The following is a 13,161-nucleotide window of genomic DNA, read 5'->3' as shown; positions in this document are numbered from 1 at the left end:
CCCATAAGTCAGCGTTTGCTCTAACTTAAGGGGATCACCTCAAAAAGACGAGTTGGTTCTTTTTCGATTAGTTTTCTGGCGCTTGATCCATGAGTTGACGTTGTTCGGCCAAGACTTGCTTTTTGGCTACTTGTTTCTGGTAAAACCAAGCAAACAAGATAAACAATGCGATGCAGCCGAAGAACAAGAAAACACCGATAACAAAGCCTTGCGGCAAGAAGGACAGTTCCAAGTGATGGCTACCACTTGGGATCGTCACACTGATAAAGCCGTCTTGAAAGGCCGTGATTGGGACTTCTTTGCCATCAAGCGTAGCAGTCCAGCCCTTGTCATAAGGGATGGTCGTCACAAGCTGCTGCTCTTTTTCAGTCGTGATATCGGCTTTGGCACTGCGTTTGCCGACCGTCATAGCGACCCCTCGATCTTGGATCGCATCAATTGCTTGTTGGTAGGCGTTGGTATCCAAGGTGACGACTTGCGGGTTTTGGAATGAGATCTCAGGTGTTCCGTAGAAGCTGACGGTGAATTGAACCGTCGTATCGGTCTCGTAGTGCCCTAAGTCGTAGTATTGACCAATGATACTGATTTGCGTTTCTCGCTGCTGGCCGTTGACTGTTACGGTGGCAGATGAGCTTTCCAATTCTCCGAAGTTGGCAGGGAAGAGACTCAAGTACGCTTGCGAGTTCGCCGGAACCTCCACTTGCCAAGTCACTTCTTTTGCGACATTGCTTTCTTGCTCGGTAAATTTCATATACATGCCGTCATTGGTGATATCTGTATTTTTACTATGGATCACCGTGATCGGCTGAAAGGCAAAATACTCTAAATTTAAATCGGCCAATCCATTGAAAAGATTTTTCTGGCTCGTCAAGTTGTCGTTTTGCGGCTGTTCAATCGATTCGATGGTCGGTTCAGCCAAGAAACCTAGCGGTAACGCATTTTGATTTTCATAAAGCTTGTATTCACCAGATTCCCCGACTCGTTGAAAGCCATATTTGGTGAGATTTGGCTTGGAGATATTGTATTTGATCCCTGTAAAAGCATCCATCAGCAAGGTATTATTCGGATAGCGGATATTTAAATTGGTACCGCGGGACCGAAAGCCCAGTTTGTCCAGGTAGCTTGAAGAATTGCGGTTACGGATCGAAGAAAACATGCTGACACCGCTGTAGCCATAATTGATACTGTCGTTGGAAGAAACAGGATCAAGGTTTTCTAATCGGAAAAAGGTATCGTTGTCTTCGTTGGCTTGAGTGACAAGTTTTTTGATGTCCGGATAAGGTTCTGTATACAAACTGCGAGAAGCATAGTTCCAATCATTCAAAATTCCGCGAACCATGCCGCTGGTATTGACGGCCATTTCTCCGCAGACGAAGATCAGCATCAAGATCGTCACTCGTTTTTGTGTTAAAAGCCCTAATTGCCCGAACCCAATACATAACAAGTAAAGAACAAAGAATACGATCGTTAGCGCAAAAGAAGTAGCGGAAACATATTCATAGGTTCCAGGTCCTTTCAATGCGTAGGAAAGGGCAAACACCACGATCGTAGAAAGACCAATAATGAGAAACAATCCACGATCTTTTTGCTGCAGCTGCTCCCACCCGTATCCCGCCAGCATGATCACTAAGAAGGAGAACAAATAGGCATAACGGAAAAGGAACATATTTGGGGCATGCATCCCGTGCCAAAAAAGATTCATCGGCACGATATAAAAACTGGCAATCAAAACAGCAAACATGCCAGCGTATAAGAATTTATCCTTCAAGCGGATTTTCTTCGAAACAAAATATAAAATACATAACAGCAACGGCAATAAGCCGATATAGATGAAGGGAATGGAGCCGTATTTTGTTGTATCGTATACTCCAATCATGTTTTTCATTACAAGGTCAAAGACATCGGTGGCTTCGGTTTTAAAGGAAGAAATCGTCGTCAACTCTTCCCCGTTCGACCGCAAATCCAGCAGGGCAGGTAAGATGATCACCATTGAGGCGCCCCCTGCTAACAAGGAGGTGATGCCGTAAGGGATGATCGCCCCGCGAGCTTGTTTCCAGTTGCGGCCCAATTGGACCAAGAAATACATCACGGAAAAGAGACCAATCATAAAGCCCATGTAAAAACTGGATAAAAATAACAGCAAGTAGCTGATAAACAGCACGACTGGTTTTTTCTTTTTCACTAAACGGTCAATGCCTAAAATCACCAGTGGCAGATAGATCATGGCATCAAGCCACATGATCAGTTCCGAATGGGCGGTGATGAAGGACATCAAGGCATAACAGACGGCTAAGGTCACGTGTTGCCAACGTTGGATCTTAAAGGTTTGGCTGGCATAAAACCAAAACGCCAAGCCCGCGCTGCCGATCTTGATCAAGGTCAAAAAGTACAGCGCATCTGGCATCAGCTGATTCGGGAATAACAAGACCAGGGGAGTGAAGATCCCGCCTAAGTAATAGGAGATCAATGCCAGATAATTTAAGCCTAAGGAGGCGTTCCACGTATAAAAGATACTTTGCTTGCCTAAGAGCATATTGCGGAAGCTGGCATGAAAGTTTGAGAATTGCGAAAAGGCATCACTGGCTAAGACACTGCGGCTGCTGCCAGGGTAGATGCCAATGGTCAAATAGATCACTGCCATGATAAGAAACGGCAAGAAGAAACTAGCAAGCATATAAGGCCAATGTTGTTTGGCAAATGTTTTTATTTTCGTCACAAGAAGTCACCTGTTCTTTATCAATTTTTTCTTAGTTTACCACAGGTGAATCGATTAAAAAAACAAAGACCTATTTTCTTTAATGAAAACCTAAGTGAAAGCGCACCAAAGAAAAAAGGGCACAAAAAAAGCCGTTCAAAACGAACGGCCGAAAAGGTCTAATTATACGCGCTCAACTTTTCCAGATTTCAAAGCACGAGTTGACACCCAAACTTTTTTAGGTTTTCCGTCAATCATAACGCGAACTTTTTGCAAGTTAGGTTTCACAGTACGTTTTGTCGCATTCATTGCGTGAGAACGATTGTTTCCACTTGTAGTTTTACGTCCAGTAAAGTAACAAACTTTAGCCATGTGGTTATTTCCTCCTTTGCCTTGATGTTGGAGCGCTATTTCAGCTCATACCATCTGAATTTATCACAGAAAGGTGAAAAAAGCAAGAGTAATTTTCAAGAAACATTGACTTTTCCCGGTAAACATTGTAAATTAAACAAGGTCGAAATGCAAGACGTTTGGTCAGAAAGCCCCTTTTCATATGTCTCATCCTTTTATTTGCGGTACAGCTATGATAAAATATGTAAGAAGAAAGATGGGTCATGCCCATTGAAGGAGGCTATAAAATGGCTGTAAAAATTCAAACCTCATCAGGTATTATTGAAATCAGCAATGAAGTCATTGCAACAGTGGTCGGAGGCGCAGCAACAGATGTGTTCGGCATTGTTGGTATGGCTAGCAAGAAACAAATCAAAGATAACATCAATGAAATTTTACGAAAAGAAAATTATTCTCGCGGTGTCGTTGTCCGCCAAGAAGAAAACGGCATTGCAGTGGATGTATACACGATCGTCAGCTATGGAACAAAGATTTCCGAAGTTTCCCGCAACGTGCAGGAAAAAGTGAAATACAACTTAGAAACGATGCTAGGTGTATCTGCGAACTCGGTAAATGTATTTGTTCAAGGCGTACGTGTACTGCCAGATTAGGCAAGGGATCCGTTCATGGCGGATGATTTTAAGGAGGACTATCTAAGTGAAGGTAACGAATATCAGCGCAAGTCAGTTTCAAGAAATGGTGCAGGCAGGCGCGGCTCGTCTACAAGTTAATGCAGAGTTTGTCAACTCATTGAATGTGTTTCCTGTTCCAGATGGAGATACCGGGACAAACATGAATCTATCCATGACCAGTGGAGCAAAAGCTGTCGCAGATGCGACTTCAGAAAACGTCGGCGATCTTGCCGCTACACTTTCAAAAGGACTATTGATGGGCGCACGTGGGAATTCCGGCGTCATTTTGTCTCAATTATTCCGCGGTTTTTCTAAAGCAATTCCAACCGTAGAAACACTCACTGCACCAGAATTGGCTCAAGCCTTTACTCATGGAGTAGAAACCGCCTATAAAGCAGTCATGAAGCCTGTGGAAGGAACCATCCTGACTGTGGCACGCATCGCCGCTGAATATGGCGAGAAAAAAGCCCAAACCACTGATGATTGTATCGAAGTCATGAAAGCAGTGGTTCATGGCGCAAAACGGTCATTGGCGAAAACCCCTGATCTATTACCGGTTTTAAAAGAAGTCGGTGTGGTAGATAGTGGCGGTCAAGGCCTGTTGTTTATCTATGAAGGTTTCTTAAATGCATTGACCGGGGAATACCCAGCCGATGAAATTTTTGAACCATCTCCAGCTGCAATGGATGAAATGGTCAATGCGGAACATCATCGCAGTATCCAAGGGCAATTAGCGACTGAAGACATCACTTTTGGTTATTGTACAGAAATCATGGTGAAAATTGGTGAAGGTCCGACCGTTGATAGTGAATTCGATTATGAAACATTCCGTAATTACTTAAACGAGTTGGGAGATTCCTTATTAGTGGTCAACGACGATGAGATCATCAAAGTCCATGTTCACACGGAACATCCCGGCGAAGTCATGAATTATGGGCAAAAATTTGGTTCATTGGTGAAAATCAAAGTCGACAACATGCGCCTTCAGCATGAAACGATCTTGGAACACGATCAGCAAGAAGCAAAACCAGCACCAGTAAAACGTCCGCGGACACCATTTGCGATCATTGCGATCGCGGCGGGGGAAGGCTTGAAAGAATTGTTTACTAGCCTAGGCGCTTCTTATGTCATCAGTGGTGGCCAAACGATGAACCCAAGCACAGAAGACATTTTGGTGGCCATCAATGAAGTCAATGCTGATCAAGTGATCGTCTTACCGAACAACAAAAATATCTTTATGGCGGCGCAGCAAGCAGCGGAAGTTTCCGAGATTCCAGTAGCGGTTGTTGAAACACGGACGATCTCTCAAGGGATGACAGCGATGCTGGCATTCCACGAGCAGTCCACACTAGCTGAAAATCAGCAAGCCATGACCGATGTCTTAGCAAGTGTTGTCAGCGGATCAGTGACTCATGCAATCCGTAATACATCAATCGATGGCATCGAAATCACAGAAGGCGACTTCTTAGGAATGGTCGACGGCAAAATCGTTGTTTCTGTTCCTGATCGTTTCTCTGCTTCTATGACTACCTTAGAAAAAATGATCACAGAAGATACTGAGATCGTGACCATCATTATCGGTGAAGAAGGCAAAGCCAAAGAAGCAGCGAAAATCGAAGAAGCGATCGTTGAACTGCATCCTGAGATCGAAGTAGAGATCCATCAAGGAGATCAGCCGGTTTATCCGTATCTTTTCTCAGCAGAATAAACAAATTAGGCGGCGGGGGCAAAAATCGTAGATGATTTTTGGCTCCGTCTTTTTCTATGAATGCAGGACTCTCTGCAATAATTAAAATCACTTTGGAAAAGGAGGGTACCTATGCTGAATCAGCCACTTACGGTATTAAAGGGTGTCGGAGAAAAACGCGCCCAAGACTTGGCGAGTTTAGGAATCGAGACCATCGAAGACCTGCTAAAGTATTACCCGTTTCGTTATGAAGACATTCAAGAACGGCAATTAGCGGAGATTCAAGACCAAGAAAAAGTAACGATCAAGGGGATCGTCGTTTCCCCACCGGTCGTCAATCGCTTTGGCTACAAGAAAAGTCGGTTGCAATTTCGCATGATGCAAGACCACGATGTCTTTAATGTCTCCTTTTTCAATCAGCCTTATTTGAAGGACAAAGTAGAGGTCTCAGAAGAGATCGCCGTCTATGGCAAATGGGACGCCAAACGCAAAGGTCTGACGGGGATGAAAATTCTTGGCAGCAAAAGTGGCGAGGACTTTGCCCCAATTTATCATGTCAATAAAGCCGTGCGTCAAAGTGTGTTGATCGAACTGATCAAACAGGCATTCCTTGATTTTGGTGATCAGATCCCCGAGATCTTGCCTTTGTCATTGATCGAAAAATATCGCTTGTTGGATCGGAAATCCGCGATGTTTGCGATGCACTTTCCCAAAGATCCCCAAGAGAGTCATCAAGCGAAGCGTCGGGTGATTTTTGAAGAGTTCTTTTTGTTCCAAATGCAGATCCAAGGACTGAAGAGAAGCGAAAAAGCCGAGAAAAACGGCTTGGCGATCGATTACGATGTGCAACGCTTGAAAGAATTTACTCGTAAACTGCCCTTTGAATTGACGAATGCGCAAAAGCGCGTGACCAATGAAATCTGCCATGACCTGAAAAGTCCGCAGCACATGCAACGGCTTTTGCAAGGGGATGTTGGGAGTGGGAAAACAGTCGTGGCGGCGATCGCCCTCTATGCTACGATGACGGCTGGCTTTCAGGGGGCGCTGATGGTGCCGACTGAGATTTTGGCCCAACAGCACCTAGAGAGCTTGAATCAACTCTTTGACCCCTTAGAAGTGACCACCGCTCTTTTGACAGGCTCGACCAAACCAAAAGAACGGCGGGTCATCTTAGAACAATTAGCAGCTGGGGAGATCGACATCATCGTTGGGACCCATGCGCTGATTCAAGAAGGGGTAGACTTTGCACATCTTGGCTTAGTCATCACCGATGAACAACACCGTTTTGGGGTCAATCAGCGAAAAGTCTTAAGGGAAAAAGGCTATCTTCCTGATGTACTCTTTATGACCGCCACGCCGATCCCTCGTACGCTAGCGATCACGGCTTATGGCGAAATGGATGTTTCGGTGATCGATGAGATGCCGGCAGGACGGATTCCTGTAGAGACGCGCTGGGTCCGACCGCCGCAGTTTGAATCGATCTTAGAGTGGGCGCAAAAAGAATTGGCCCAAGGGCACCAGATGTATGTCATCTGTCCTTTGATCGAAGAATCCGAAATGCTGGATGTCAAGAATGCCACGGAGATTTATGAGCAGCTGCAAAGTTATTTTTCCCCAACCTATCAAGTAGGGATGCTGCATGGGAAAATGAAGAATCAAGAAAAAGACACTATTATGGAAGCCTTCAAAGAAAATCAACTGCAGATCTTGGTTTCCACGACAGTCATCGAAGTAGGGGTCAATGTCCCTAATGCGACAGTGATGCTGATCATTGACGCTGATCGCTTCGGGTTAGCCCAGCTCCACCAATTACGTGGACGGGTAGGGCGCGGTGCCGATGCTTCTTACTGTATATTGATCGCAAACCCGAAAAATGAGACGGGGGTCGAACGAATGAAGATCATGACAGAAACCACCAACGGCTTTGTAGTCAGCGAAAAAGACTTGCAGTTGCGGGGGCCAGGAGAAGTCTTCGGCAATCGACAATCGGGCTTGCCAGAGTTTGCGGCTGCCGATTTAGTCGCGGATGCCCACATTTTAGAAGTGGCTCAAGTCGAAGCTACCCAGCTTTGGCAAAAAAATGGCTGGCAGCTATTGCCAGAATTTTCGGCGTTGGCGAACTATTTAGCAGCAAAAAAAGCAGACAAACAATTTTTTGATTAAAGAATATGCTATACTGATTGGGAAAATGAAGGGAGTGGCAGCGAGATGCGGATTGCTGTTGATGCAATGGGCGGAGACAACGCCCCAAAAGCGATCGTAGAAGGGGTCATGCTGGCGAAAAAAGATTTTCCAGAGATTGAATTCCTCCTTTACGGAAAAGAAAATGAAATCAAAAAATACATGACGGATGATAAAAATGTCACTATTATCCACACAGATGAAAAAATCAATAGTGATGATGAACCTGTTAAAGCAATCAGACGAAAAAAAACCGCTTCAATGGTCTTAGCGGCACAAGCAGTGAAAAATGGCGAAGCAGATGCGATTTTTTCAGCCGGAAATACCGGTGCTTTATTAGCGGCCGGGTTGTTCATCGTTGGTCGGATCAAAGGGATCGACCGTCCCGGATTGATGTCCACAATGCCAGTGATCGGCAAAGATGCTGGCTTTGACATGCTGGATCTAGGCGCTAATGCCGACAATAAACCAGAACATTTGGCAAACTATGCCGTCTTAGGGTCCTTTTATGCCCAAAAAGTTCGCGGGATCAATCGACCAAGGGTCGGCTTGTTAAATAACGGAACGGAAGAAACCAAAGGCAGCGAATTGACGAAAAAAGCCTTTGAACTGCTTTCGCAAGACCCTACGATCCATTTTATCGGCAATGTCGAGGCTCGGGAATTATTGGATGGTGCAGCTGACGTCGTCGTGACAGATGGCTTTACTGGAAATGCTGTTTTGAAATCGATCGAAGGAACTGCCTTGAACTTAATGGCGTTGTTGAAACAATCGATTCTTGATTCAGGTACCAAAGGGAAATTAGGGGCGTTGTTACTGAAGGATGCGTTGCGAAAAGTAAAAAATGAGATGGATTATGCGAAACATGGCGGGGCCGTATTGTTTGGTTTGAAAGCACCAGTCATCAAAACCCATGGGGCGACAGGACCAGAAGCGGTAGCGTACACCATCAAGCAGATCCATACGATGCTAGCAACAGATGTTGTGGCCCAATTGGTCGCACATTTTGAAGAAATGCCGACTGCAAAAGACGAAACGCAATCATAATGCAATCATTGTAATGAAATTGCAAAAATATCTAGACAAAAAGCATAGAAAGCAGTACAATGTTTGTTAGCCATTCTATGTTTTGTGCAAACGCGTGGAGGTGAAGCCAGTTGACACGAGATGAAGTATTCAAGAAAGTTGCGGTCGTGATCGCCAATCATTTTGAAATTGACGCAGAGAACGTAACGGATACGATGAGCATTAAAGACGACTTGAACGCTGATTCGATCAGTGTGATGGAATTCGTCCTTGAACTAGAAGATGAATTTGGTACCGAGATTTCTGATGAAGATGCCGAGCAGATCGAAACAGTCGGTGGAGCGGTTGATTATATTTCAAGCCATCTTGCTTAAGACAGACATAAGAGCTAAGTCCTAGATGACTTAGCTCTTTCTTTCTCATAATTGATCCGCCGTGATTTGGGCGGCTTTTCTTCAAAAATGCAATCTAAAAAACGATGGTTAAACCTGACATATCGGCGTTGGAAGCGTAATGTAAATTTTCTGAAAATTCAGTGTTTTAAGTTTTCTGGGACTTGCATTATTGTTAGCATTTCTATATAATTATTAAGAATATATTATACAATGTTAAGAAAGCTTTTGGAAATGAAATGCATGTTCCTTCTTTTTTTACATTAAAACGCAAGACATCTTAGAAAGTAGAGAGGGGTATTCGATTGTCCAGAGATAATCAATTACTAGATGTTCAAAACCTTCACACAGGTTTTCGTATCAAAGACGATTACTATGACGCAGTAGATGGTATTTCTTTTACACTGGATCGTAATGAGATCTTAGCAATCGTAGGAGAATCTGGTTGCGGAAAAAGTACGTTAGCTACAACGATCATGGGGCTACATGACCCAAACAACACGAAAATCACTGGAGAAATCTTATATAAAGATTTAAATTTGTCAAACTTAAATGAAACGTTATACAACAAAATTCGCGGAAATGATATTGGGATGATTTTCCAAGATCCGTTGTCTGCGCTGAATCCGTTGATGCGGATCGAAGACCAAATCAAAGAAGGCTTGTCTTATCATACAGATATGAATGCCGAACAGCGCCAAGCACGGGCATTAGAATTATTAGAACAAGTTGGGATCCCGAATCCACCGCGAGTAGGACGTCAATACCCTCATGAATTGTCAGGTGGGATGCGTCAGCGGGTCATCATTGCGATCGCGATTGCTTGTAAACCACCAATCATTATTGCCGATGAACCAACGACCGCGTTGGACGTGACGATCCAAGCACAGATCCTTGATCTACTAAAAGATTTGCAAGAAGAAACGCAAACGGGGATCATTTTGATCACCCACGATTTAGGTGTCGTAGCAGAGATGGCCGACCGAGTAGCCGTAATGTACGGGGGACAGTTTGTGGAAGTCGCAACAGCCGAAGAGTTGTTTGCCAATCCGAAACATCCATACACCCGCTCACTACTTAACTCGATCCCTCAAGAAAACTCACAAGACAGTGAACTGCATGTGATCGAGGGCGTGGTTCCTTCCTTGAAAAATATGCCTCGGACCGGTTGTCGGTTTGCCGCACGGATTCCTTGGATTCCTGAAAGCGACCACGAAGCAAACCCAGTCTTGCATGAAGTAGCACCTGATCATTTGGTCCGTTGCACATGCTACAAGCATTTTCATTTTAGAGACGAAGAAGGAGAAGTGTAGATGACAGAATTAATTACAATCAAAGATCTGAAAGTCCACTATCCTATTCGCAGCGGATTCTTCAACCGCGTCACGGACCATGTGTATGCCGTTGACGGTGTGGACTTCATCATTGAAAAAGGAAAAACCTACGGATTGGTTGGTGAGTCTGGTTCTGGTAAATCCACAACTGGGAAAGCTATCGTTGGGTTAGAAAAAATCACTAGCGGTGAAATCATTTATGATGGGCAAGACGTGACCAAACGTTCCGTCCGCAAAAAAATGAACTACAACAAAGATGTCCAAATGATTTTCCAAGATTCAATGTCCAGCTTGAATCCTAAAAAACGCGTGGTAGACATTATCGCCGAACCATTGCGCAACTTTGAACGCTTAAGCGATCAAGAAGAGAAAACACGTGTGAAAAGTTTGTTGGATATCGTTGGGATGCCAGAAGATGCCCTATACAAATATCCTCACGAGTTCTCTGGTGGACAACGTCAGCGGTTAGGGGTTGCCCGCGCGGTAGCATCCAATCCAAAACTGATCGTCGCCGATGAGCCGGTTTCAGCTCTTGACTTATCCGTGCAAGCGCAAGTACTGAACTTTATGAAACGGATCCAGCAAGAATTTGGCTTAAGTTTCTTATTTATCTCTCATGACTTAGGGGTCGTAAAACACATGTGTGACAATATCGCCATCATGTACAAAGGCCGCTTCGTTGAGATCGGGACACGGGAAGATATCTACCAAGACCCGCGTCACATCTATACAAAACGTTTATTATCAGCGATTCCTCAAATCGACGTAAAAAATCGCGATGCTCACAAAGAAAACCGCCGCAAGGTCGAGTTGGAATATGTGACCCATCAAAAAGATTACTACGACGAATCTGGCAGAGTGTATGACTTGCGTAAAATCACCGAGTCGCACCAAGTCGCATTGAAAAACGGGGGTGCTGAATAATGTGGAAAACAATTCTACGTCGTTTGTTGTTGATGATCCCGCAAGTCATTATTTTGAGTATCTTGATTTTCTTGATCGCACAAGCAATGCCTGGGGATCCATTTACTGGTTTGATCAATCCAAACCAAGATCCAGCTGTTATTGAGCGGATGCGTGAAGCCGCTGGTTTGAATGACCCATGGTATACCCAGTATTTCCGTTGGATCGGAAATGCCTTAAAAGGGGACTTTGGACAAAGCTTTATCTATAAATTGCCTGTTTCAACATTATTAGCAGGACGTATCAGCAATACATTGTGGTTATCTTTATTGACGGTCATTTTGACTTACGTGATTGCCATTCCTTTAGGGATGTGGGCAGGACGTTACCAAAATTCATTGCTTGATAAAGTCGTCGTTGTTTACAACTTCTTCAGTTTCGCCGTACCGTTGTTTATCTTTGCGTTGATCGCATTGTTCATCTTCGGTTACCGATTGGCTTGGTTCCCAACGGGTGGTTCCGTTGCACCGGGGGTCAGCGGCATGGCTGAGTTTTGGAGTCGTTTGTATCACCTACTATTACCGGCGATCACTTCTGCATTATTAGGAACAGCAGTGACGATCCAATACTTGCGAAGTGAAGTCATTGATTCGAAATCATTGGATTTCGTTCGTACCGCCCGTTCAAAAGGGGTACCAACGAATAAAGTCTTCTCACGTCACGTTTTCCGGAATGCATCGTTGCCGATCGCATCACAAATGGGTTACGAGATCACGTCATTGATCGCAGGTTCTGTGGTCATTGAGAAAATCTTCGCCTACCCAGGTGTCGGAAAACTGTTTATCGATAGTATCGTCCAACGGGACTATGCCGTGATCACTTCACTAACATTGATCTTAGGACTAGCGACCTTGATCGGTACGCTACTGTCAGATATCATCATGAGTATTGTCGATCCAAGAATCAGAATCCAGTAATAGGAGGGGATAAATGTGTCTGAAAAGAAAGAAAAAGTACTAAAACAAGAGAGCATCCCGCCTATGGGATTGAAAATGATTTTTCGCGAATTCTTAAAAGATAAAATGGCGATCTTTTCATTAGTTTTGTTAGTCGCAGTTTTATTATTCGTGTTTATCGGCTCGGCAGTTATCGATCAATCACAAGTGATGCGTGTCAGCATCCTTGATAAATACGCTGTACCTGGCGCGATTTCGCCAAACGGCGGCACCTACCTTTTAGGGGCGGATGAAGGTGGCCGTGATGTTTGGGGACAATTGATCATCGGTGCGCGTAACTCAATCTTGATTGGTTTTTCAATCACGATCATTACGTCGATCGTTGGGGTCGGACTAGGGATCATCTCAGGTTACTACGGCGGCATCATTGATAATATTTTGATGCGTATCGTTGACTTCGTTATGATTTTACCGATCATGCTGATCATTATCGTTATCGTATCGATCGTACCTCGTTATAACGTTTGGACCTTTATATGGGTCATGAGTGCCTTTTACTGGGTCGGAAAAGCAAGGCTCTTCCGAAGTAAGACCCTTTCAGAAGGCCGTCGCGACTATGTTAGTGCATCGAAAACTCTCGGAACCAATGACTTTGTCATCATGTTCCGCGAAATCATGCCGAACCTTAGCTCATTGATCATCACCAACTTAACAATGAACTTTGCAGCGAATATCGGTATTGAAACGACACTAACATTCTTAGGTTTTGGTCTGCCGACCAATGTTCCAAGTTTGGGGACACTGATCGGGTATGCCAGCAGCGGTGATGTGCTGGTCAACAGACAGTGGATCTGGTTACCCGCATCAATTCTAATTTTAGTCTTGATGTTGAGTATCAATTACGTTGGTCAAGCATTTAAGCGTTCAGCGGATGCGCGCCAACGACTAGGATAAACAAGGAGGAT

The 13,161-nt window shown here is 44.4% G+C and carries 11 protein-coding genes; 9 read left to right on the top strand and 2 right to left on the bottom strand.

The genetic code is table 11. From position 1 onward, the window contains the following. Nucleotides 1-67 precede the first annotated feature (67 nt). Nucleotides 68-2,716, bottom strand: coding sequence for a YfhO family protein (locus FJU10_RS03240; protein WP_140965152.1), 2,649 nt, complete (start codon nt 2,714-2,716; stop codon nt 68-70). Nucleotides 2,717-2,878: 162 nt separating this feature from the next. Next, nucleotides 2,879-3,067, bottom strand: a complete 189-nt coding sequence (gene rpmB, locus FJU10_RS03230; protein ID WP_003128045.1) for a 50S ribosomal protein L28 — start codon at nt 3,065-3,067, stop codon at nt 2,879-2,881. A gap of 266 nt (nt 3,068-3,333) precedes the next feature. Between rpmB and FJU10_RS03225 the strand changes: the two genes are divergently transcribed. The 9 genes from FJU10_RS03225 to FJU10_RS03185 all read left to right on the top strand — a co-directional run bounded on the left by FJU10_RS03225 (nt 3,334) and on the right by FJU10_RS03185 (nt 13,150). Then, on the top strand, nt 3,334-3,696 hold the full coding sequence (locus tag FJU10_RS03225) for an Asp23/Gls24 family envelope stress response protein (protein WP_005227125.1): 363 nt from the start codon (nt 3,334-3,336) through the stop codon (nt 3,694-3,696). 46 nt (nt 3,697-3,742) lie between these two features. Beyond that, nucleotides 3,743-5,425 carry a DAK2 domain-containing protein gene (locus FJU10_RS03220; RefSeq protein WP_140965151.1) on the top strand — a complete coding sequence of 561 codons (1,683 nt, stop codon included), beginning with the start codon at nt 3,743-3,745 and terminating at the stop codon, nt 5,423-5,425. A gap of 111 nt (nt 5,426-5,536) precedes the next feature. After that, entirely contained in the window at nt 5,537-7,567 is a 2,031-nt protein-coding gene (gene recG, locus FJU10_RS03215) for an ATP-dependent DNA helicase RecG (RefSeq protein WP_140965150.1), read from the top strand. A gap of 45 nt (nt 7,568-7,612) precedes the next feature. Further along, the gene (gene plsX, locus FJU10_RS03210) at nt 7,613-8,632 is read left to right on the top strand and encodes a phosphate acyltransferase PlsX (protein WP_077453897.1); all 1,020 of its coding nucleotides are present in this window, start codon (nt 7,613-7,615) and stop codon (nt 8,630-8,632) included. Between the two features lie 110 nt (nt 8,633-8,742). Then, a complete protein-coding gene (gene acpP, locus FJU10_RS03205; protein ID WP_005227129.1) occupies nt 8,743-8,985 on the top strand; it encodes an acyl carrier protein in 243 nt (80 codons plus the stop codon). A gap of 323 nt (nt 8,986-9,308) precedes the next feature. Next, the gene (locus FJU10_RS03200; protein ID WP_060791587.1) at nt 9,309-10,316 is read left to right on the top strand and encodes an ABC transporter ATP-binding protein; all 1,008 of its coding nucleotides are present in this window, start codon (nt 9,309-9,311) and stop codon (nt 10,314-10,316) included. Then, nucleotides 10,317-11,261 (top strand): ABC transporter ATP-binding protein, encoded by a 945-nt coding sequence (locus tag FJU10_RS03195; RefSeq protein WP_077453896.1) that lies wholly within the window; start codon nt 10,317-10,319, stop codon nt 11,259-11,261. Continuing rightward, nucleotides 11,261-12,217, top strand: a complete 957-nt coding sequence (gene opp4B / locus FJU10_RS03190; RefSeq protein ID WP_086293775.1) for an oligopeptide ABC transporter permease — start codon at nt 11,261-11,263, stop codon at nt 12,215-12,217. The genes FJU10_RS03195 and opp4B overlap by 1 nt, the downstream gene beginning before the upstream one ends. A gap of 63 nt (nt 12,218-12,280) precedes the next feature. Then, the gene (locus tag FJU10_RS03185; protein WP_153883525.1) at nt 12,281-13,150 is read left to right on the top strand and encodes an ABC transporter permease; all 870 of its coding nucleotides are present in this window, start codon (nt 12,281-12,283) and stop codon (nt 13,148-13,150) included. The last annotated feature ends 11 nt before the right edge of the window (nt 13,151-13,161 follow it).

This window comes from Enterococcus sp. OL5, from assembly GCF_006491895.1.
Lineage (GTDB): Bacteria > Bacillota > Bacilli > Lactobacillales > Enterococcaceae > Enterococcus_D > Enterococcus_D innesii.
Note: the sequence above shows the minus strand (reverse complement) of the source record. Positions and strands in the feature narration are given on the sequence as shown.